This is a genomic window from Streptomyces sp. NPDC001231 (assembly GCF_042896885.1).
Lineage (GTDB): Bacteria > Actinomycetota > Actinomycetes > Streptomycetales > Streptomycetaceae > Streptomyces.
The window spans coordinates 16,785-38,930 of sequence record NZ_JBIAXS010000030.1 but is presented as its reverse complement, the minus strand read 5'-3'; the positions used below and the strand labels follow the sequence as shown (position 1 = coordinate 38,930).

Here is a 22,146-nt window from a genome sequence, read left to right as displayed (position 1 = left end):
CCTCGTTGCGCCGTACGGCGCACCATCGGCACAGAAAGTCCGTTCATACGTCGAATCCTCACGGTGCGGAGCGGAAATACCGCCCCGCACGGGAGGTGATGACGTGTCAGGAAGGTTGCCTCGTCTGGTGTGTACGGCGGCGGTGGCGGCACATGCCGCCTTCGTACCGGTGGTCGCCGTGGCCGTGCCGGAACCACAGCAGCCCGGACAGCGGTCCGTCGCCCAGCTGCTGACGGACCTTCACCAGCTGTACCGGCAGGCCGAACAGGCCACCGAGACCTACAACTCCACCGCCGCGCAGCTGAAGCGGCAGCTCACCGACGCCGACCGCCTCGGCGCCGACCTCGGCGCAGCCCGGCGCGCCCTGAGCGACAGCCGCGCGAAGGCGGCACGGCTGGCCCTTCAGCAGTACCAGGGCAGCAGCACCGGACTCTCCCCGTACCTGCGGCTGCTGCTGGCGCCCGACCCGCAGCACGCGCTGGCGGAGGGGGAGTTGATCGGGCAACTGGCGCGGGAGCGGGCCGAGACGGTCAACCGGCTCACCGGCAACGAGAAGAAGGCCGCCGTCCTCGCCCGCGAGGCCCGCAAGGCGGTCGACACCCGGCTGGTGCTCGCCCGGCGCCAGCAGCAGGCGCGGGACGACGTCCAGGGACGGCTGCGCGACGTGGAGAAGCTGCTGGCCTCGCTCAGCGCCGAGCAGGTGACGGCGCTCGCCCGGAGGGAGACGAACGGGATCACCGCGGCGCAGAGCTCGTTCCTGGCCTCCGGGGCGCTCCGCGGTGCCCGCACGCCGTCACAGGAGGGCGACGAGGCCGTGCGCTACGCCGTGCGCCAGCTCGGCAAGCCCTACCAGTGGGGCGCCGAGGGCCCGCAGGCGTACGACTGCTCGGGGCTGACCTCACAGGCCTGGAAGCACGCCGGGACGCCCATCCCGCGCACCAGTCAGGAGCAGTGGGCCCGGCTGAAGCGCATCCCGCTCCGCGATCTCAGGCCCGGCGACCTGGTCGTCTACTTCCCGCGGGCCACGCATGTCGCCCTCTACCTCGGCGACGGGATGGTGGTGCAGGCCCCGCGGCCCGGAACCAGGGTGAAGGTGTCACCGGTCACGGCCAACCCGGTGCTGGGCGCCGTACGGCCCGATCCGGGCGGGGAGCCCCTGCGGCGGTACACACCGCCGCAGGGGCTCCCCGAGGGCGCCCTGGCCGGGCCGGACGCGAGTCTCTAGACGGTGGAGGCCTCGGAGACCTCGGCGAGGTAGGCCTGGGCCTTGTCCGGGTCGAAGAAGAAGTTCTCCAGGTCGGACGGGTCGTCGAAGCAGTTCACGAAGCGGTCGGCGACCGGCTGGAGTTGGCCCGCCGCCCCGAGGACGTTCAGGACGTGCTCCGGCGGCGGGGCCAGCATGGCGTTGGTCCACTTGGTGACGTGCCGGGCGGTGGCCCAGTAGCGGTCGAACGTCTGCCGCATCCACTCCTCGTCGAACGGCTTGTCGCCGTGCTCGACGATGGCGGCCAGGTATGCGGCGGCGCACTTGGAGGCCGAGTTGGAGCCCTGGCCCGTGATCGGGTCGTTGGCGACGACGACGTCCGCGACACCGAGGACCAGGCCGCCGCCGGGCAGCCGGCCGATCGGCTGGCGCACGGTCGGGGCGTAACGGCCGGCGAGCGTGCCGCCCGCGTCCGTGAGTTCGACGCCGGCGGTCCGGGCGTGCTCCCAGGGCAGGAACGTCTTCATCAGGTCCAGCGTCAGGGCGAGGTGCTCGGACGGGTCCTTGACACCGCGGAAGGCGTCGAGCGGGCCGCCGGGTATGCCCTCCCAGAAGAGGATGTCGGCACGGCCGGAGAGGGTGTAGGTCGGCATGATGAACATCTCGCCGACGCCGGGCACCAGGTTGCAGCGGACCGCGTCGAACTCCGGGTGCTCCGGGCGCGGTCCCAGGCCGTGCACGTACGCCACCGCCAGCGCGCGCTGCGGCTCGCTGTACGGGGAGCGGGAGGCGTCCCGCTCGAACATCTTCACCAGCTCGCCCTTGCCCGCCGAGACGAGGACGAGGTCGTACGTGCGGGAGAAGTAGTCCAGGTCGCCGACCGCGGCGCCGTGGATGACGAGCTGGCCGCCGCGCTGGGCGAACGTCTCCATCCAGCCGGCCATCTTCACCCGCTGGTCGACCGACTGCGCGTAGCCGTCGAGCCTGCCCACCCAGTCGATCGCGCGCTGCGAGGGACCGGGGTCGAAGGAACCGGGGGCGGCGACCGAGACGCCGAGGCCCTCGATGTTCGGGGCCTGGGACTCCCAGAAGTTCAGCTTCAGGTCGCGCTCGTGCTGGAGGGCCGTATGGAACATGCACTGCGTCGACATGACCCGGCCGGTGCGGATCTCGTCCGAGGTCCGGTTCGACATCAGGGTGACCTCGTACCCGTGGGACTGGAGTCCGAGGGCCAGCTGGAGACCGGACTGCCCGGCCCCCACGACGAGTATCTTCCGCATACGGGTGCTGCCTCCTACGACTTCGGGACTGCTCGCTGGACTGCTCGGGGAGCGGGTACTACTCCGGGGTCTCCTCGAGTGCGTGGGCCACGAGGGCCAGCAGGGTCTCGATGGCCGAGATCCGGCGCCGCGCGTCCATGATCATGACAGGTATGTGTGCGGGTATCGTCAACGCGTCCCGCACGTCCTCCGGGTCGAACTGCTCGCTGCCCTCGAAGTGGTTGACGGCGACGACGTACGGCAGCCCGCAGCTCTCGAAGTAGTCCAGCGCCGGGAAGCAGTCCTTCAGACGGCGGGTGTCGGCCAGGACCACGGCACCGATCGCGCCGCGCACCAGGTCGTCCCACATGAACCAGAACCGCTGCTGGCCCGGCGTGCCGAACACGTAGAGCACGAGGTCGTCGTCGAGCGTGATCCGGCCGTAGTCCATGGCGACGGTGGTCGTCACCTTGTCCGGCGTGTCGGTGAGGTCGTCGGTCTCCTCGCTCGCCTCGGTCATCAGCGCCTCGGTCTGCAGCGGCGTGATCTCCGAGACGGCGGTGACCAGCGTGGTCTTGCCGACACCGAAGCCGCCGGCCACCACGATCTTCGTGGCGACCGGGGCCCGGGTACGGTCCGTCTGCCAGGGCTGCAGGGCCTCGTCGGCCTCGACGAGCGGGGGGACGCCCACGGCGGCGTCAGAGACGGCGGAGTCCACTCAGCACCCTTTCCAGCAGCGCGCGGTCCGGCCGGCCCGTGCCATGACCGGTTCCGGTTCCGTACACACGGATCTTTCCCTGGTCCGCGAGGTCGCTCAGGAGCACGCGGACCACGCCGAGCGGCATCTTCAGCAGCGCGGCGATCTCCGCCACCGTCCGCATGCGGCGGCACAGTTCGACGATGGCCCGCACCTCGGGCATGCCCTGGTTGGCGAGCGAGCCGTTGGTCAGCTCCTTGCGCTCCTCCGGGGCCTCCAGCGCGGCCACGAACGTCTCCACCAGGAGGACGTGGCCGAAGCGGGTACGGCCGCCGGTGAGCGAATAGGGGCGTACGCGGGAGGCCTTGCGGTCGCCGCCGCGTACCGGGAGCTGCCGTTTGGACGTATCGCTCATCGGCCCGCTCCTTGGGTACTCCCGTCGGTTTCCAGGGACTTGCGCAGCTCACTGCGGAGTTCCGGCGTCAGGACGTGTCCGGCACGGCCGACGAAGAGCGCCATGTGGTAGGCCACGACGCTCATGTCGCACTCCGCGGAGCCGTGCACGCCGAGCAGCGACCCGTCGCTGATCGACATGACGAACAGGCTGCCCTCGTCCATCGCGACCATCGTGTGCTTGACCCCACCGGAGTCCATCAGCTTGGCGGCGCCGAGGGTGAGGCTGCCGATGCCGGAGACGATGGTGGCGAGGTCGGCGGCGGAGCCGCGGGGACCGGTGCGCGTCTCGCGGGCCTGGCGGGCCTCGTCGTTGCGGCCGGGGTCCGAGGAGAGGAGCAGGAGCCCGTCGGAGGAGACCACGGCCACGGATTCGATGCCGGGGACCTCCTCGACGAGGTTGGTCAGCAGCCAGTGCAGGTTGCGGGCCTCACTGCTCAGTCCGAAGGTACTGGGCGCGGTCAACTGCTTGCCTCCTCGACTGTGCCCCCCGTGTTCTGGTCGGTGATCTCCGCCTCCGCCTCGCGGTAGCCCTCCCGTGCTCCCCGGTGGAAGCCACCCAGGCGGCGACGGAGTGCCTCGGCGTCCACGGAAGCGCTGCGCTGGCGCGGGGCCGGGGCGGGGGCGGATATCTTCGGGGTCCGCTTGGGCAGGCCCTTGGCGGTGACCTCGTCCTCCGACGCATCGGGGGTCCGGTGGTGTTCCGCCTCGGCTTCGCCGTCGGCGGGGGTGTTCTGCTGCGGGGGCAGTGTGGTGCGGACGGCCTCGGCGCCGCCTTCGGCCGGTTCGCTCCCCTCGGCACGGGCTTCCCGCCGGAGCGGGGCCGCGGCCTCGTCCTCGGCCGGTTCGCTCCCGGCCGCGGTGCCCGTGGGGGCTTCCCGGTCGGGTGCGGACGGCCCCTGCGGGGCCTGCTCGACGTCGGTGGGGCCGGGGTGCGGGCGCGCCGGATCCGGCTCCCCCGCGGGCGACGGGATCAGGAGTTCCATCGTCGTCTCGGACGGCGATGCCGGTTCCTCGTCCGCCGAGCCCTCGTCCGCCGGGTCCTCGGTGGACGGTCCCTCGTTCACCGGCTCCTCGTGCGCCGCATCCCCGGTGGCCGGTTGTTCGTTCGCCGCCTCCGCCTCGCGCACGGCCTTCTCGGCCAGCGCGACCAGGGGGTCGGTGCCCTCGGCGCGGGCGGGCAGGACGTTGGAGTTGGCCTCGGCGTCGGCGCCGGGCAGGGAGACCGCGGGGGCCTCTCCCGGGGCCTGGGCGGAGTCCGCGACGGCGGAGGCGGGCGCGGTCGCCAGCACGGACTTGGGGACGACCACGACGGCCGCGATGCCGCCCTGCTTCTGCTCGCGCAGCTGCACACGCACGCCGTGCCGGTGGGCGAGGCGGGCCACGACGTACAGGCCGAGGCCCAGACCCTGGTCGCCCTCCTTGTCGTAGGCGGACTTCGGGTCGAACTCGGTGAGGCGGGCGTTGAGCCGGGCCAGTCGCTCCTCGGGCACGCCGATGCCCTCGTCCTGGACGGAGAGCATGACCTCGCCGTTCTCCAGGAGCCAGCCGGAGACCTCGACGGGCTGGTCGGGCGGGGAGAACGAGGTGGCGTTCTCCATGAGTTCGGCCAGCAGGTGGGACAGGTCGTCCGCCGCGAAGCCCGCCACGTGCGCGTGCGGCGGCAGCGCGGCGATGCGGACACGCTCGTAGCGCTCGATCTCGCTGACCGCGGCGCGCACGACGTCGACCAGCGGGACCGGTCCGGCGTGCTGCTGGACGTGCTCGGAGCCGGCCAGCACGAGGAGGTTCTCGCTGTGCCGGCGCATGACCGTGGCGAAGTGGTCGAGCTTGAAGAGGGTGGACAGCCGGTCCGGGTCCTGCTCGCGGTCCTCCAGGCCCTCGATGACGGTGAGTTGCCGTTCCACCAGGCCGAGCGTGCGCAGCGCCAGATTGACGAAGCTGCCGCCTATGCCGCTGCGCAGCCGCTCCAGCTGGGCGGCGGAGTCGGCGAGTTCGGCGCGCAGTTCCTCGCGGGCGTCGGCCATCTTCTGGCGCTGGCCGACCAGGTGCTTGCGGTCGGTCTCCAGGGTGGCGATCCGCTCGGCGAGCGCGACGGCCTGCGCGTGCAGGGTGTTGACGGAACGGACGACCTGCGCGAACTCGTCGTTGCGACCGGTGAACTTGACGGGTTCCTCGGTGGCCGGGTCCTGCGCGCCGGCCAGCCGGGCCGAGCCCAGGCGCAGCACCGCGAGCGGCCGGGTCAGGGTGCGGGCGAGCCCGGTGGCGATGCCGATGGTGACCAGCAGCAGGGCGCCGAGCAGGGCGATACGGATCTCCAGCGCGGTGACGTCGTCGTCACGGAGCTGCGCCAGGTCCTTGGTGCGGCGGTCGTACAGGGAGGACTCCGCGCCGCGCATCAGGTCGAGGCGGGCGCTGAGCGCGGCGTCGGCCTTCTTGACGCTGGTGTCCAGGTCGCTGTCGGAGAGCGTCGGCTGCTGGGTGAGCGAGGCGAGGTACTTCTCCGCGCTGTCGACCTCGGCCCCGCTCACCGTGGAGTCGTACGACGTGCGGGCCGCCTGCGGCGCGTTGTCGCGGAAGCCGGCGAGGGCGGCGTCGGAGCGCAGCCGGGCCTGCTGGGCGGCGGCGCTCAGGGCGTCGCGCTGCTTGGTCTCGGCCTCCGAGGAGGTGTTGGCCTGCGTGGGCAGGCCGGTGACCGGGCTGTAGACGGTCTGCGTGGTGTACGGCACGTTCAGCGCCGCGAGCAGCAGCCCGCGGGCCGCGGCGGCCTGCTGGACGGCGGTGTCGAGCTCGGCGAGCGCGTGGGCGCCGGAGCCGGCCCGCGTGGGCATCCGCTCGGCCAGTTGCTGGGCCAGCTTGTGCAGGTCGGTGATGGCGGTGGAGTACGCCTGGTGGACCTGGAGGGCGGTGCTCTGCCCGGTGAGCGCGGAGCGGCGTACGGCAGCGATGCCGTCGAGGTCCTTGCGCAGCCAGGCCGGCATGTCCTGGTCGGCGCGCAGCTCGTCGACCTGGCGGTCCACGCGGGTGCTGCGCTGCTCGGAGGGCGCCTTGGACCCGGGGCGGCCGGCGGCGACGTAGGAGGTGACCTCGTCGCGCTCGTCGGCCAGCGAGTGGGCGAGGGTGAGCGCGTCCTGGGTCTGCCCGGCGAGCGTCACCAGGTTCTGGGAGTCGCTCACCTGCCCGGAGGCGGCTATCAGGGAGGGCGCGCCCGCGCCCGCCACCGCGGCGGCCACGACGGCGACGGCGGCGATCAGACGGTTGCGCACATGCGTGGGACGGCCCTTGCCGACGGGGGTGACGGGGGGCGTGCCGGGCATCTGCGCCGGGTCTCCTGCCATGGCCGTCTGCTTGCCTGCGCGCCGAGGCCGCTTCTTCTGCACCGGTGCTCGCATTCCTGTACTCGTGTACTCATGGGCCCGGGTGGTGCCCCGTCAGCTGGCGCGGACAGGTGCGTACACCCTCCCCACGCTCTCGACTCCGCTCGAGCAGGGGGGACCTGCATCGGTTCCCGACCCTCCCAGTGCCGGTGGGCAGTGGTCCTGCATCGTCCGACCGGCCACCCGAAGGAGTGAACCCCGGAGGGGAGTTGGCGGGCAAGTTCCTCCGGCGCGTGCACGGGGACGGTGCGGTGGGCCGGTTGGACGTCTGCGGCAGGCTTTGGCAATATTCGCCGCCACGCCTTGCCGGAGTGATCCAATTGCACCCAAAACAGGCGGCTGACCTGCGTCGCCGCGTCGATTCCCGGATGGTTGCCACCCTTTCGCAGGGCTTGTGAAGGGCTCGTGCAGACTGGCCGGATGCGCACTGAGGTTGTTTCGGAGCCCGGCCGTCCCGACTGCCCCAACGAGGACTTCGCGAGTATCGGACTACCCGCGTCTGGACAGGGTGGTTGCCTTGTCGTCCTGGACGGGGTGACACCGCCGCGGACCGGCACGGGGTGTTCGCATTCGGTCTCCTGGTTCACCGCCCGGCTGGGCGGCGCACTGACCGAACTGACGGTTTCCGGCCGAGATCTGACACTGCCGGAGATTCTTTCGCGCGCGATCCTCCGTACCGCCGAGTCACACGCTCCGACCTGTGACCTTTCTCACCCGCGTACGCCTCAGGCGACCGTCGTCCTGGCCCGCTGGTCGGCGGAGACGGTCGAGTACCTGGTGCTGTCCGACTCGGTCCTGCTGCTGGAGTCTCCCGACGGCTCGGTCACCCCGGTCCTGGACGACCGGCTGGCCCGGCTGCCCCGGGCCTCGCTCGCCACGGACGCGCTCATCGACGCCGTCGTGCGCAACAAGGAGGGCGGCTTCTTCACCGCGGCGGCGGATCCCTCGGTGGCCGCCCGTGCCGTGACGGGCGGCGTGCCGCGCGCCGAGGTCCGCGCGCTGGCCGCGCTGACCGACGGCGCCGCGCGGTGGGTGGAGAAGTTCCACGCGGGCGACTGGGCGCGGTGCCTCGGTCTCGTGCGCGAGGAGGGGGCGGGCTCGCTCGTGGGCCGGGTGCGGGCCCTGGAGGCGGCCGACAAGGAGGAGCGGACGTATCTGCGCCGCAGCAAGACGCACGACGACGCGACGGTGGTGTTCGTGGAACCGTGAGGCCGGGCCGCAGGCCGGCTACTTCTCCGTGACCTCGTTCAACTCGTGCAGCAGTCGGGCCAGTTCGGCCACCTCGCGGCGGTCCCAGTGGGCGAGCTGGCTGACGTAGCGGGCGCGGCGGGCCTCGCGCACCTGGCCGACCCGGCGGCGGCCGTCGTCGGTGAGGGCCACCAGCCAGGCCCGGCCGTCGGCGGGGTCCGGTTCCCGGGCGACCAGGCCGAGTTCCTCCAGGGCGTGCAGCTGGCGTGACATGGTCGCCTTGCCGACGCCGATGTAGCCGGCCAGCTCCGTGGCGCGCTGGCGGCCGCACTCCTCCAGGCGGACCAGCAGTCCGTAGGCGGCGGGCTCCAGGTGGGGGTGGACCTCTCGGGCCATCTCGCCCTGGTTGGCCCGTGCACGCCGCAGCAGCACCGTCAGTTCCCGTTCGAGGGACAGGAACTCCCGGTCCGCACCGCTCGGTGCCGCGCCGGACGCGACCTCACGTCCGCCGCCGTTTGCGTCTTCGTGCACGTCAGCCCCTGCCTGAAGGTTTCCCGTTCCTGAAAGTTTCCGCCAGTCGGCGCCATCACCGCAGCTCCGTCAGTATTTCGCAGGCGTAGACCATCGGCAGACTCCGGGCCCCCTTCCCAGGCGCCGGTCTACGTGCGTAGCTTCTTTGCCAGGCAATTACCGGCATGCTCACGCCATTGCTGTAGCCCGCGGTCGCGGGCCGGCGTGGCCCTGCTCGTCAGCGCGACCGGGACATGCCCGTGACCGGGACATGCCCGTATCCCCCCACCGAGCACCACCGAGCTTCGGAGGCACGTCATGTCCGTGCACAGATCCGGAACGGCCCGCGTACGGCGGCTCACCGCCGCGGGAATCCTGCTCGCCGCGTTCTCCCTGCTCTTCACCCTCCCCTCCGCCGCCGCCACCGTGCCCGCGCGCGGCTCCGCCCACATGGGCATGGGCGTCGTGCCGCACGACGGCCAGGGCGGCACGCCGGCCGGCGGGGACGCCACCCAGACCGAGGGCGTCGACGTGGCCGGCTACCAGGGCAACGTCGCCTGGTCCACGCTGTGGAGCAGCGGCGTCAAGTGGGCGTACACGAAGGCCAGCGAGGGGACGTACTACACGAATCCCTACTTCGCCCAGCAGTACAACGGCTCGTACAACGTCGGCATGATCCGCGGCGCGTACCACTTCGCCACCCCGGACACCACCAGCGGCGCCGTCCAGGCCAACTACTTCGTCGACCACGGCGGCGGCTGGTCCCGCGACGGCAAGACCCTGCCGGGCGTCCTCGACATCGAGTGGAACCCGTACGGGGCTTCCTGCTACGGCAAGACGGCGAGCGCGATGGTCGGCTGGATCGCCGACTTCCTGAACACCTACAAGGCCCGCACGGGCCGGGACGCCGTGATCTACACGGCCACGAGCTGGTGGACCCAGTGCACCGGCAACTACGGCGGCTTCGCCGCCAACAACCCGCTGTGGATCGCCCGTTACGCCTCGGACCCGGGCACCCTGCCGGCCGGCTGGGGCTACTACACCATGTGGCAGTACACGTCGTCCGGCCCGACGGTCGGCGACCACGACAAGTTCAACGGCGCGCTCGACCGCGTACAGGCACTCGCCAACGGCTAGTGCCCCGACTCCCCGATCGCGGGCAGGGGGTCGCCCCCGACCGGGGCCCGGGGCGCACCCGGCGCAAGCGCGGCGGCCCGCACCGGGCGCGCCCCGGAACACACGAAACCCCCACCGCCCCGGGGCGCAACGGCTCGACCGGAGCCCCGGGGTGGCGGCGACACCGCAGCCGGAGCCCCCGGGGTGGCGATGGAGCCGGAGACCCGAGGCACGGCCACACAGCCACAGGCTCGCCGCGCTCGCCGGCCGGGCCTCCCGCGTCGGCTGTGGTGGCCCGCCGTCGGGCGAGGGCGGCGGGCGGGGCGAGGTGGGCCGTACTTGCGCCCCGGGTGTGGGGTTCGGCCGGGGACGACCCGGCCGAACCCCACACCCCGATGAGCCGCTCACCGCGCGGCAGCGCTACGCGGCGGCCTGGATCTCCGATGACGCGCCGTTCGTCGCGGGGGTGAGGGCCAGTTCCAGGACCTGGCGGACGTCGGTGACGGTGTGGACGTCGAGCTTGTCCAGCACCTCTGCCGGGACGTCGTCCAGATCGGGCTCGTTCCGCTTGGGGATGACCACCGTCGTCACACCCGCGCGATGGGCGGCGAGCAGCTTCTGCTTGACGCCGCCGATGGGCAGGACACGCCCGGTCAGCGAGACCTCGCCGGTCATCGCCACGTCCGTGCGGACCAGTCGGCCGGACAGGAGCGAGGCGAGCGCGGTCGTCATCGTGATGCCCGCGCTCGGACCGTCCTTCGGCACCGCGCCCGCCGGGAAGTGGATGTGCACACCCCGGTCCTTCAGATCGCCCACGGGCAGCTCCAGTTCGGCGCCGTGGCTGCGCAGGAAGCTCAGCGCGATCTGCGCGGACTCCTTCATCACGTCGCCCAGCTGACCGGTCAGGGTCAGCCCGGCCGCGCCCGTCTCCGGGTCCGCCAGGGACGCCTCGACGAAGAGGACGTCGCCGCCGGCCCCGGTGACCGCGAGGCCCGTCGCCACGCCCGGGACGGCCGTACGCCGCTCGGCCGGGTCCTGGGCGGACTCCGGAACGTGGTGCGGGCGGCCGATCAGCCCCCGCAGCTCACCGTCCGTGACGGTGAACGGCAGCTGCCGCTCCCCCAGTTCGTGCTGTGCCGCGATCTTGCGCAGCAGCCGTGCGATGGACCGCTCCAGGGTGCGCACGCCCGCCTCGCGCGTGTACTCGCCGGCGAGCCTGCGCAGCGCGCCCTCCTCGATCGTCACCTCGTCCCGGCGCAGGCCGGCCCGCTCCAGCTGGCGCGGAAGCAGGTGGTCGCGCGCGATGACGACCTTCTCGTCCTCGGTGTAGCCGTCCAGCCGCACGATCTCCATCCGGTCGGCCAGCGCCTCCGGGATCGCCTCCAGGACGTTGGCCGTGGCCAGGAAGACGACGTCGGACAGGTCCAGCTCCACTTCCAGGTAGTGGTCCCGGAAGGTGTGGTTCTGCGCCGGGTCCAGGACTTCGAGCAGGGCCGCGGCCGGGTCGCCGCGGAAGTCGGAGCCCACCTTGTCGATCTCGTCCAGCAGGACCACCGGGTTCATCGACCCGGCCTCCTTGACGGCGCGCACGATCCGCCCGGGCAGCGCGCCGACGTACGTACGCCGGTGACCACGGATCTCGGCCTCGTCGCGGACGCCGCCCAGGGCGACGCGCACGAACTTCCGTCCCATCGCGTGGGCGACGGACTCGCCGAGACTGGTCTTTCCCACACCGGGCGGCCCGACGAGCGCGAGCACGGCACCGCCGCGCCGCCCGCCGATCACGCCCAGGCCCCGGTCGCCGCGCCGCTTGCGCACCGCCAGGTACTCGGTGATCCGCTCCTTCACGTCCTCCAGGCCCGCGTGCTCGGCGTCCAGGACCGCCTTGGCGCCCTGGATGTCGTAGGCGGAGGCGCTGTCGTCGGTTCGCTCGTTCCACGGCATGTCGAGGATCGTGTCGAGCCACGTGCGGATCCAGGAGCCCTCGGGAGAGGCGTCGGAAGCGCGCTCCAGCTTGTCGACCTCCTTGAGCGCGGCCTCCCGGACCTTCTCGGGCAGGTCGGCGGCCTCGACGCGGGCGCGGTAGTCGTCGGACTCCTCGCCGTCGCTCTCGCCGTTCAGCTCGCGCAGCTCCTTGCGGACGGCCTCCAGCTGGCGCCGCAGCAGGAACTCGCGCTGCTGCTTGTCGACGCCCTCCTGGACGTCCTTGGCGATGGACTCGGCCACGTCCTGCTCGGCGAGGTGGTCGCGCAACTGCTGGGTGGCGAGCTTGAGACGGGCCACCGGGTCGGCGGTCTCCAGCAGCTCGACCTTCTGCTCGGTGGTGAGGAAGGGCGAGTAGCCGGAGTTGTCGGCGAGCGCGGAGACGTCGTCGATGGCCTGCACGCGGTCGACCACCTGCCAGGCGCCGCGCTTGCGCAGCCAGGCCGTGGCGAGCGCCTTGTACTCCTTCACCAGCTCGGCAACCTGGCCGGGCAGAGGCTCGGGCAGGTTCTCCTCGATCCGGCTCCCCTCGACCCACAGCGCCGCGCCGGGACCGGTGGTCCCGGCACCGATCCGCACACGTCCGCGGCCACGGATGAGCGCGCCCGGGTCACCGTCGGCCAGCCGGCCCACCTGCTCGACCGTGCCCAGCACACCGGTCCTGGCGTACGTCCCCTCGACCCTCGGCACCAGCAGCACCCTGGGCTTGCCGGGCTCGTCCCGCGCGGCGGCCTGCGCGGCCTCCACCGCGGCCCGTACCTCGGCGTCGCTCAGGTCCAGCGGAACCACCATCCCGGGCAGCACGACCTCGTCGTCGAGCGGCAGCACGGGCAGGGTGAGCGGTGTGAAGGAAGCGGACTCAGCAGCCATGATCTCCCCTTCGGCAGTCAAGTTGAGTTATGCCGACTCAATGCACGACGCCGGTCGATTGTTCCCCGACATCTGTTCGCTCTGAGCGATCGGGCATCCACAACCAGCACACAGGGAGAGAGGTACGAGAAAGAAAGGGGAGAGGAAGGGGAGAGGAAAGAGAGGAAGGGGAGAAGAGGGAGAAGAGGGAGAAGGAGGAGAGGGACGGAGGAGGGGCCGGGAGCCGGAAGAGGCTCAGACCGTCCCGGGCGCGGCACCCGCCTCCCCGAGGCGCGCCCGCCGCCAGCGCCGTATCACCGGCCACGTCGCCACGCCGAGCCCCACCGCGATCAGATGGCCGCAGCTCGTCATCGGATCGTCGAACGCGGCCAGGTCCTGGGCCAGCATGCCCACGAACACCGTGAGCAGGGGCCAGCGCAGCCAGGGCGTGAGCAGACCGGCCAGGGCGCCGAGACTGGCCGCGACGCCGAAGCTGATGCCGTAGTCGAGGCGGTGCGCCGCGCTGCCCGGCAGACGGCCCGCGAGCACCGCGAGCCCGATGGGGACCTCGGTGGCGAGGGTGGCCAGCACGTGCCCGAACAGGAACACACCGGCGGTGCGCAGACCGCCTATCCGGCGTTCCAGCGCGGTGAGCACCAGCAGGAAGCACAGGGAGTACGCCGACACGACGCCGCCCGCGATCCACAGCGCGCTGGCCGGCAGCACCAGCAGGGGCGCCCGCACCAGGTGGACGACATCCGTGCTGGAGCTCTGGCGCAGGGCGTCCACCACCGCGGGATCGGCGTACCGGGCGACGAGCGAGGTGACGGCGAGCAGGGCCGCGTACCCGAAGGTGAAGGGGGCGCCCGCGGGGGTGGGCAGCAGCCGCCAGGGGCGCGGACCGCGCAGCCCCCGGAGTCCCGCGGCAGACCGCGCCGGGCGGGCCGGTTCCGCGCCCACGCCTCCCGGGACAGTGCCGCGCGCCCGCTGCTGCGGCATCCCGGCCGGCGCCCGCGACGCCTCCACCGGAACACCGACCGCGACCGCGCCCCTGTCCGCACCCTCGTCCACGACGGCGTCCGGAGGCAGGGGCCGACCCGAGGGCACCGGCGGGCCCGAGGGGCCGGCCGTCGCGGTCCGTTCCACGGTGCGGCACTCCTTCCGTCGCGCCCCACACTTCGCATCCCGGGCGCCCCTGTCCATGACCGACGCCACCCACGCAACAATTCTCAGCAACCTATTAGGTTCCCGGCCACCCCAGCGACCCCAGCTAGCGCAGCGACCCCACCGATCTCAGCGATCCCAGCGACCCTGGCACCCCCGCCCGCGCGTGGCCCGGGGCGCGCTCGCACACGGGTGTCACCCCTAATTCATGTGGCCGTACGGGTCCGTTGGGGCAGGATGACCCCATGACCGGCTCGTACGACGCCCCCGAGGTGCTGGACCGCCGCGAGGGCCCCCACGGCGAGGTCGTGCTGCGCCGGCACGGGGCGCTGCTGCAGATCATCGCCAACGGCTGCTTCCTGATGGACACCTCCGACGGGCGCTCCGAGCGCCTCCTGGTCGACGCGGCGCTCGCCGCGCTGCCGGAGCGGCGGGCACCGAGCGTGCTGATCGGCGGCCTCGGCGTCGGTTTCTCACTCGCGCACGCCGCGGCGGACCCGCACTGGGGCCGGATCACCGTTGTCGAACGCGAACGCGCGATCATCGACTGGCACCGCGGCGGCCCCCTCGCCGAACTGACCGCCGGCGCGCTGGCCGACCCGCGCACCGCGGTCGTCGAAGGAGACATGATCGCCTACGTCAATGAGACATCCGACACGTTCGACGCGCTGTGCCTGGACATCGACAACGGCCCCGACTGGACGGTCACCGAGGGCAACCAGGAGCTGTACGGGCAGGCCGGACTGGCAAGCTGCGCAAGGGTGTTGAAGCCGGGCGGGGTACTCGCCGTATGGTCCGCGAAGCCATCTGCGGAATTTGAAGGAACCTTGCGGAATGTCGGATTCCGACAGGTGCGCACCGAAGAGGTCCCCGTTGCCCGGGGCGTTCCGGACGTCGTGCACCTCGCGGTCCGACCTGGATAGCAAAGGCGTGGGGAGTCCCCGTACGCTGCTCCCTTGGCGCCGATCATTCAAGCGTCAATCGCAACTACGCGCAGTCAAGGAATCACCCCACGGATTCCGGAAAGCACACTCAGGGGCGGGCGATGGAGCAGACACACACCGCGCACAACGGCACGACGGCCACCCCGGGCGCCCAGCGCCGGGTCCTGGTGGTCGAGGACGACCAGACCATCATGGATGCCATCGCCACCCGCCTGCGCGCCGAGGGATTCCTCGTGCAGACCGCGGGCGACGGCCCGGCCGCCGTGGACACCGCCGAGGCCTGGCAGCCCGACCTGCTGATCCTCGACATCATGCTGCCCGGCTTCGACGGCCTGGAGGTCTGCCGCCGCGTGCAGGCCCAGCGCCCGGTGCCGGTGCTGATGCTCACCGCGCGCGACGACGAGACCGACATGCTGGTCGGCCTCGGGGTCGGCGCCGACGACTACATGACCAAGCCGTTCTCGATGCGGGAGCTGGCCGCACGCGTGCACGTGCTGCTGCGCCGCATGGAGCGGGCCGCGCTGGCCGCGGCGACCCCGCGCAGCGGCATCCTGCGCCTGGGCGAGCTGGAGATCGACCACGCCCAGCGCCGGGTGCGCGTGCGCAGCGAGGACGTCCACCTCACGCCGACGGAGTTCGACCTCCTGGTCTGCCTGGCGAACACCCCGCGTGCGGTGCTCTCGCGCGAGCAGCTGCTGGCCGAGGTGTGGGACTGGGCGGACGCCTCCGGCACCCGGACCGTGGACAGCCACATCAAGGCGCTGCGCCGGAAGATCGGCGCCGAGCGGATCCGCACGGTGCACGGCGTGGGCTACGCGCTGGAGACACCCACACCGTGAGCGACGGGCCGGGCGCACGCAGGGACCAGGGCGAGCCCTGGGGTGGCGTTCGCCCGTTCTCGATCAAGACCAAGCTGGGCGCGCTGGTCGTCATATCGGTGCTGATCACCACCGGTCTGCTGATGATCGCGGTGCGCACGGCGACCGAACTGCGCTTCATCACGGTCTTCTCGATGATCGCCACGCTGCTCATCACGCAGTTCGTGGCGCACTCGCTCACCGCGCCGCTGGACGAGATGAACACGGTGGCCCGCTCCATCTCGCACGGCGACTACACGCGCCGGGTGCGCGAGAGCCGCCGGGACGAGCTGGGCGACCTGGCCCAGACGATCAACCGCATGGCCGACGAGCTGGCGGCCCAGGACCGCCAGCGCAGGGAGCTGGTGGCGAACGTCTCGCACGAGCTGCGCACGCCCATCGCGGGCCTGCGCGCGGTGCTGGAGAACATCGTCGACGGGGTCACCGAGGCCGATCCCGAGACCATGCGTACGGCGCTGAGGCAGACCGAGCGGCTCGGCCGGCTGGTGGAGACGCTGCTGGACCTGTCCCGCCTGGACAACGGCGTGGTGCCGCTGAAGCTGCGCCGCTTCGAGGTGTGGCCCTACCTGTCGGGCGTGCTGAAGGAGGCCAACATGGTCGCCTCGGCCCGCGCGGGCATCGCCTCCGGCTCCGGCAGCCACACCCGTACGGACGTCCATCTGCACCTGGACGTCTTTCCACCCGAGCTGACCGCGCACGCCGACCCCGAGCGCATCCACCAGGTGGTCGCCAACCTGATCGACAACGCGGTCAAGCACAGCCCGCCGCACGGGCGTGTGACGGTGAAGGCGCGGCGCGGCCCGCAGCCGCAGTCGCTGGAGCTGGAGGTCCTGGACGAGGGGCCCGGCATCCCGCGCTCGGAGTGGCACCGTGTCTTCGAGCGTTTCAACCGGGGCGCGGTGAACCGGCCGCACGGCCCGGGCAGCGACGGCGGCACCGGACTCGGCCTGGCGATCGCCCGCTGGGCGGTGGATCTGCACGGCGGCCGGATCGGGGTGGCCGAATCCGAGCGGGGCTGCCGGATCCTCGTCACCCTTCCGGGCCTGCCCTCTTTGCCAAGTTGACGTAAAGTTCGATCACGAACCCCAAGATCCACGAGCATCCGCGCAGGCGGGCACGTGTGATCGGGCCGGGGCCTGCATCCCACAGGGGTCAGGCCCGGGTCCCCCCATCCCTGGCGCAGCGGAACTACGCTTGTTTCCCGCCATTTCAACCCCCGAAACCCGGGTTTTGATGTGACTTACATGACGAAGGAGTGGCCCGACCTGACCTTCCCCCTCTCAGGGGCGTAGCCTTTATTCCCGCTGTCCATCATTCTTGTGAAGCGGAAGAGGGCGGTTGCCGCCGTGTCGCCACAGTCCCCCAGTAACTCGAGCATCTCGACCGACACCGACCAAGCCGGGAAGAACCCCGCGGCTGCGTTCGGTGCCAACGAGTGGCTCGTCGACGAGATCTATCAGCAGTACCTCCAGGACCCGAACTCCGTAGACCGCGCCTGGTGGGACTTCTTCGCCGACTACAGGCCGGGGGCCGCCGCCCCGCAGGCTCCGGCGGGTACCGCGGCCGCGGGGGCCGCGGAGACCACCACCACGGCTCAGGCGGCGCCCGCCGCCGCTCCGGCCGTCCCGGCCCGGCCCGCTCCCCAGGCCGCCGCCGCGCCGGCCGCTCCCGCGCAGGCCCCGGCCGCGCCGCGGCCCGCGGCAGCCGCTCCGGCTCCCGCGAAGCCCGCGGCTCAGGCCCCGGCGCCGGCGAAGCCCGCCGCCAAGGCCGAGCCCGCCGCCGAGGCACCCGCGGGTCCGGAGTTCGTCACGCTGCGTGGTCCCTCCGCCGCGGTCGCGAAGAACATGAACGCCTCGCTGGAACTGCCCACGGCCACGTCCGTGCGCGCCGTCCCGGTGAAGCTGCTGTTCGACAACCGCATCGTCATCAACAACCACCTCAAGCGTGCCCGCGGCGGGAAGATCTCCTTCACGCACATCATCGGCTACGCGATGGTCCAGGCCATCAAGCAGATGCCCTCGATGAACTGGTCCTTCGCCGAGAAGGACGGCAAGCCCACCCTGGTCAAGCCGGACCACGTCAACCTCGGCCTGGCCATCGACCTGGTCAAGCCCAACGGCGACCGCCAGCTCGTCGTGGCCGCCATCAAGAAGGCCGAGACGCTGAACTTCTTCGAGTTCTGGCAGGCCTACGAGGACATCGTCCGTCGCGCCCGCGACAACAAGCTGACGATGGACGACTTCACCGGCGTCACCGTCTCCCTCACCAACCCCGGCGGTCTCGGCACGGTCCACTCCGTGCCGCGCCTGATGCCCGGCCAGTCGGTGATCATGGGCGTCGGCTCCATGGACTACCCGGCGGAGTTCCAGGGCACCTCCCAGGACACCCTGAACAAGCTCGGCATCTCCAAGGTCATGACGCTCACGTCGACCTACGACCACCGGGTGATCCAGGGCGCCGCCTCCGGCGAGTTCCTGCGCGCCGTCGCCAACCTGCTGCTCGGCGAGCACGACTTCTACGACGACATCTTCAAGTCGCTGCGCATCCCCTACGAGCCGGTCCGCTGGCTCAAGGACATCGACGCCTCGCACGACGACGACGTCACGAAGGCCGCCCGCGTCTTCGAGCTGATCCACTCCTACCGGGTCCGCGGCCACGTCATGGCCGACACCGACCCGCTGGAGTACCAGCAGCGCAAGCACCCCGACCTGGACATCACCGAGCACGGGCTCACCCTGTGGGACCTGGAGCGCGACTTCGCGGTCGGCGGCTTCGCCGGCAAGACGCTGATGAAGCTGCGCGACATCCTCGGCGTGCTGCGCGACTCGTACTGCCGCACGGTCGGCATCGAGTTCATGCACATCCAGGACCCCAGGCAGCGCAAGTGGATCCAGGACCGTGTGGAGCGCCCGCACTCCAAGCCGGAGCGCGAGGAGCAGCTGCGCATCCTGCGCCGGCTGAACGCGGCCGAGGCCTTCGAGACCTTCCTGCAGACGAAGTACGTCGGCCAGAAGCGGTTCTCCCTGGAGGGCGGCGAGTCCGTCATCCCGCTGCTGGACGCGGTCATCGACTCGGCGGCCGAGTCCCGCCTGGACGAGGTCGTCATCGGCATGGCCCACCGCGGCCGCCTCAACGTCCTGGCCAACATCGTCGGCAAGTCGTACGCGCAGATCTTCCGCGAGTTCGAGGGCAACCTCGACCCGAAGTCGATGCACGGCTCCGGCGACGTGAAGTACCACCTGGGCGCCGAGGGCACCTTCACCGGCCTGGACGGCGAGCAGATCAACGTCTCGCTGGTGGCCAACCCCTCCCACCTGGAGGCGGTGGACCCGGTCCTGGAGGGCGTCTCCCGCGCCAAGCAGGACATCATCAACAAGGGCGGCACGGACTTCACGGTCCTGCCGGTGGCCATCCACGGCGACGCGGCCTTCGCGGGCCAGGGCGTGGTGGCCGAGACCCTGAACATGTCGCAGCTGCGCGGCTACCGCACCGGCGGCACGGTCCACATCGTCATCAACAACCAGGTCGGCTTCACGGCCGCCCCGGAGTCCTCGCGTTCCTCCATGTACGCGACGGACGTGGCGAGGATGATCGAGGCCCCGATCTTCCACGTGAACGGCGACGACCCGGAGGCCGTGGTCCGCGTGGCGCGGCTGGCCTTCGAGTTCCGCCAGGCGTTCAACAAGGACGTGGTGATCGACCTCATCTGCTACCGCCGCCGCGGTCACAACGAGTCGGACAACCCGGCCTTCACCCAGCCGCTGATGTACGACCTGATCGACAAGAAGCGCTCGGTGCGCAAGCTCTACACCGAGTCGCTGATCGGCCGGGGCGACATCACCCTGGAAGAGGCCGAGCAGGCGCTCCAGGACTACCAGGGCCAGCTGGAGAAGGTCTTCACCGAGGTCCGCGAGGCCACCTCCCAGCCGGCCTCCGGGGACGTCCAGGCGCCGCAGGACGGCTTCCCGGTCGCGGTGCCCACGGCCGTCTCCGCCGAGGTCGTCAAGCGCATCGCCGAGTCCCAGGTCAACATCCCCGACCACATCACCGTCCACCCGCGGCTGCTGCCGCAGCTCCAGCGCCGGGCGGCGATGGTCGAGGACGGCACGATCGACTGGGGCATGGGCGAGACCCTCGCCATCGGCTCGCTGCTCCTGGAGGGCGTCCCGGTCCGGCTGTCCGGCCAGGACTCCCGCCGCGGCACCTTCGGCCAGCGGCACGCGGTGATCATCGACCGTGAGACGGGCGAGGACTTCACCCCGCTGCTGTACCTGTCCGAGGACCAGGCCCGCTACAACGTCTACGACTCCCTGCTGTCCGAGTACGCGGCGATGGGCTTCGAGTACGGCTACTCGCTGGCCCGCCCGGACGCGCTGGTGATGTGGGAGGCCCAGTTCGGCGACTTCACCAACGGCGCCCAGACGGTGGTGGACGAGTTCATCTCCTCCGCCGAGCAGAAGTGGGGCCAGACCTCCGGCGTCACCCTGCTCCTGCCGCACGGCTACGAGGGCCAGGGCCCGGACCACTCCTCCGCCCGCCCGGAGCGGTTCCTCCAGCTGTGCGCGCAGAACAACATGACGGTCGCGATGCCGACCCTGCCGTCGAACTACTTCCACCTCCTGCGGTGGCAGGTGCACAACCCGCACCACAAGCCGCTGGTCGTCTTCACCCCGAAGTCGATGCTGCGCCTGAAGGCCGCGGCGTCGAAGGCGGAGGAGTTCACCACGGGTCAGTTCCGTCCGGTCATCGGTGACGCGTCGGTGGACCCGACGGCGGTGAAGAAGGTCGTCTTCACCGCGGGCAAGGTCTACTACGACCTGGACGCCGAGCGCCGCAAGCGGGGCGTGACGGACACGGCGATCATCCGCCTCGAACGGCTGTACCCGCTGCCGGGTGCCGAGCTCCAGGCGGAGATCGCCAAGTACCCGAACGCGGAGAAGTACCTGTGGGCCCAGGAGGAGCCGGCGAACCAGGGCGCGTGGCCGTTCATCGCCCTGAACCTCATCGACCACCTGGACCTGGCGGTCGGCGCGGACATCCCGGCCGGCGAGCGCCTGCGCCGCATCTCCCGTCCGCACGGCTCCTCTCCGGCCGTCGGTTCCGCGAAGCGGCACCAGGCGGAGCAGGAGCAGCTGGTGCGCGAGGTGTTCGAGGCGTAACCGCTCCCGCGCGTCGTACCTGACCGGGCCGCACCCCCTGAACGGGGGTGCGGCCCGGTCGTTTCGGCGCACCTATCCTTGACCACATGTACTTCACAGACCGTGGCATCGAAGAGCTGGAGAAGCGGCGGGGCGAGGAGGAGGTCACCTTCGAGTGGCTGGCCGAGCAGCTGCGGACCTTCGTCGACCTGAATCCGGACTTCGAGGTGCCGGTGGAGCGGCTGGCGACCTGGCTGGCCCGGCTGGACGACGAGGACGACGAGTAGAGACCGACCTCCGTTCGGTGCGGGGCGCCCCCTTGGGGGCGCCCTGTTCGCTTTTCGGGGGCCTGCCATCGCCTCACCGGAACGAGTGTCTTGACTTCCCGCGAACGCGATATATCGTGGATGCAGGCGACGCGATATGGCGTGTCGCGTCCCGTCCGGGGAGGTCTGCACCATGTCCGAGTGGTCCGTCGGTGAGCCCAGGAAACTCACCTTCGACGAGCCGGTGACCGCACTCAACGTCCGCATCGTGCACGGAACGGTGAACGTCGTGGGTGCCGACGAGGGTCCGGCCCGCCTGGAGGTCTCGGAGATCGAGGGGCCGCCCCTGGTCGTCACCCAGCAGGGCGGGACGCTGACGGTGGCGTACGAGGACCTGCCCTGGAAGGGCTTCCTCAAGTGGCTGGACAACAAGGGCTGGCGGCGCAGCGCCGTGGTCTCCGTGGCCGTTCCGGCGAGCGCGCGCGTGGAGCTGGGCGTGGTCGGTGCCGGAGCGATGGTCTCGGGGATCGACGGACGCGCCGAGGTCAAGGGCGTCTCCGGGGACACCACCCTGGTCGGCCTGACGGGCCCGGTGCGCGCGGACACCGTGTCGGGGAACGTGGAGGCGCAGGCCCTCTCCGGTGATCTGCGGTTCAACTCGGTCTCCGGCGACCTGACGGTGGTCGACGGTGCCGGTCCCTCGGTCAGGGCGGACTCGGTGAGCGGGTCGATGGTCGTCGACCTCGACCCGGCGGGCGGCCCCACCGACGTCAGCCTGACCAGCGTCTCCGGTGAGATCGCCATCCGGCTCCCCCACCCGGCGGACGCACGGGTGGACGCGAACACCGCGAGCGGGACGGTGTCCAACGCCTTCGAGGACCTCAAGGTCGGCGGCCAGTGGGGCGCCAAGCGGATCACCGGCCGCCTCGGCGCGGGCAACGGCCGGCTGAAGGCGACCACCGTCTCCGGTTCCATCGCGCTGCTGCGGCGCCCGCCTGCGGAGGACGGACCGTGGGAGGCGGAGCCGCGGGACGTCCGCCCGGGCGAGGATTCCAGCGGCGGCACCGCCGGCGACACGACCGGCAAGGCCGATGGCACGACCGACAAGAAGGTGCTCTGA

General features: G+C 71.5%; 17 protein-coding genes. 9 read left to right on the top strand and 8 right to left on the bottom strand.

Annotated features, from left to right (window positions below; genetic code table 11):
* The first annotated feature begins 103 nt into the window (after positions 1-103).
* Positions 104-1,225, top strand: a complete 1,122-nt coding sequence (locus ACFY3J_RS30450; protein ID WP_390842150.1) for an NlpC/P60 family protein — start codon at positions 104-106, stop codon at positions 1,223-1,225.
* Here ACFY3J_RS30450 and ACFY3J_RS30445 read toward each other — a convergent pair.
* The 5 genes from ACFY3J_RS30445 to ACFY3J_RS30425 are packed head-to-tail and all read right to left on the bottom strand — an operon-like array spanning position 1,222 to position 6,951.
* Positions 1,222-2,484, bottom strand: coding sequence for a styrene monooxygenase/indole monooxygenase family protein (locus ACFY3J_RS30445; RefSeq protein WP_384171416.1), 1,263 nt, complete (start codon positions 2,482-2,484; stop codon positions 1,222-1,224). The genes ACFY3J_RS30450 and ACFY3J_RS30445 overlap by 4 nt on opposite strands.
* A 58-nt stretch (positions 2,485-2,542) precedes the next feature.
* The gene (locus tag ACFY3J_RS30440) at positions 2,543-3,181 is read right to left on the bottom strand and encodes an ATP/GTP-binding protein (protein ID WP_384171419.1); all 639 of its coding nucleotides are present in this window, start codon (positions 3,179-3,181) and stop codon (positions 2,543-2,545) included.
* A complete protein-coding gene (locus tag ACFY3J_RS30435) occupies positions 3,162-3,575 on the bottom strand; it encodes a DUF742 domain-containing protein (RefSeq protein ID WP_384171422.1) in 414 nt (137 codons plus the stop codon). The genes ACFY3J_RS30440 and ACFY3J_RS30435 overlap by 20 nt, the downstream gene beginning before the upstream one ends.
* Positions 3,572-4,078: a roadblock/LC7 domain-containing protein gene (locus ACFY3J_RS30430; RefSeq protein WP_384171425.1), complete on the bottom strand. Its 507-nt coding sequence runs from the start codon at positions 4,076-4,078 to the stop codon at positions 3,572-3,574. The genes ACFY3J_RS30435 and ACFY3J_RS30430 overlap by 4 nt, the downstream gene beginning before the upstream one ends.
* Positions 4,075-6,951, bottom strand: coding sequence for a nitrate- and nitrite sensing domain-containing protein (locus ACFY3J_RS30425; protein ID WP_384171428.1), 2,877 nt, complete (start codon positions 6,949-6,951; stop codon positions 4,075-4,077). The genes ACFY3J_RS30430 and ACFY3J_RS30425 overlap by 4 nt, the downstream gene beginning before the upstream one ends.
* 459 nt (positions 6,952-7,410) lie before the next feature.
* Here ACFY3J_RS30425 and ACFY3J_RS30420 point away from each other — a divergent pair, with 459 nt between their 5' ends.
* Positions 7,411-8,199 (top strand): protein phosphatase 2C domain-containing protein, encoded by a 789-nt coding sequence (locus tag ACFY3J_RS30420; RefSeq protein WP_384171431.1) that lies wholly within the window; start codon positions 7,411-7,413, stop codon positions 8,197-8,199.
* Positions 8,200-8,217: 18 nt separating this feature from the next.
* On the opposite strand, the gene ACFY3J_RS30415 is transcribed toward ACFY3J_RS30420, so the two are convergent.
* On the bottom strand, positions 8,218-8,709 hold the full coding sequence (locus tag ACFY3J_RS30415; RefSeq protein ID WP_384171434.1) for a MarR family winged helix-turn-helix transcriptional regulator: 492 nt from the start codon (positions 8,707-8,709) through the stop codon (positions 8,218-8,220).
* Positions 8,710-9,006: 297 nt separating this feature from the next.
* On the opposite strand from ACFY3J_RS30415, the gene ACFY3J_RS30410 reads away from it, so the two are divergent.
* Positions 9,007-9,825 (top strand): lysozyme, encoded by an 819-nt coding sequence (locus ACFY3J_RS30410; RefSeq protein ID WP_384171437.1) that lies wholly within the window; start codon positions 9,007-9,009, stop codon positions 9,823-9,825.
* A 399-nt stretch (positions 9,826-10,224) separates the two neighbouring features.
* On the opposite strand, the gene lon is transcribed toward ACFY3J_RS30410, so the two are convergent.
* Both lon and ACFY3J_RS30400 read right to left on the bottom strand, forming a co-directional pair.
* Entirely contained in the window at positions 10,225-12,657 is a 2,433-nt protein-coding gene (gene lon / locus ACFY3J_RS30405) for an endopeptidase La (RefSeq protein ID WP_384171440.1), read from the bottom strand.
* Positions 12,658-12,891: 234 nt separating this feature from the next.
* Positions 12,892-13,782, bottom strand: a complete 891-nt coding sequence (locus tag ACFY3J_RS30400) for a rhomboid-like protein (protein ID WP_384171443.1) — start codon at positions 13,780-13,782, stop codon at positions 12,892-12,894.
* Positions 13,783-14,045: 263 nt separating this feature from the next.
* Here ACFY3J_RS30400 and ACFY3J_RS30395 point away from each other — a divergent pair, with 263 nt between their 5' ends.
* The 6 genes from ACFY3J_RS30395 (at position 14,046) to ACFY3J_RS30370 (ending at position 22,146) form a co-directional block, all read left to right on the top strand.
* Positions 14,046-14,723 carry a spermidine synthase gene (locus ACFY3J_RS30395; protein ID WP_390842149.1) on the top strand — a complete coding sequence of 226 codons (678 nt, stop codon included), beginning with the start codon at positions 14,046-14,048 and terminating at the stop codon, positions 14,721-14,723.
* Between the two features lie 122 nt (positions 14,724-14,845).
* Entirely contained in the window at positions 14,846-15,583 is a 738-nt protein-coding gene (locus tag ACFY3J_RS30390) for a response regulator transcription factor (protein WP_384171449.1), read from the top strand.
* Entirely contained in the window at positions 15,580-16,686 is a 1,107-nt protein-coding gene (locus tag ACFY3J_RS30385) for an ATP-binding protein (RefSeq protein ID WP_384171452.1), read from the top strand. The genes ACFY3J_RS30390 and ACFY3J_RS30385 overlap by 4 nt, the downstream gene beginning before the upstream one ends.
* Positions 16,687-16,968: 282 nt before the next feature.
* A complete protein-coding gene (locus ACFY3J_RS30380) occupies positions 16,969-20,781 on the top strand; it encodes a multifunctional oxoglutarate decarboxylase/oxoglutarate dehydrogenase thiamine pyrophosphate-binding subunit/dihydrolipoyllysine-residue succinyltransferase subunit (RefSeq protein WP_384171455.1) in 3,813 nt (1,270 codons plus the stop codon).
* Between the two features lie 86 nt (positions 20,782-20,867).
* On the top strand, positions 20,868-21,047 hold the full coding sequence (locus tag ACFY3J_RS30375) for a DUF6104 family protein (protein WP_003992906.1): 180 nt from the start codon (positions 20,868-20,870) through the stop codon (positions 21,045-21,047).
* 172 nt (positions 21,048-21,219) lie between these two features.
* A complete protein-coding gene (locus tag ACFY3J_RS30370) occupies positions 21,220-22,146 on the top strand; it encodes a DUF4097 domain-containing protein (RefSeq protein WP_384171458.1) in 927 nt (308 codons plus the stop codon).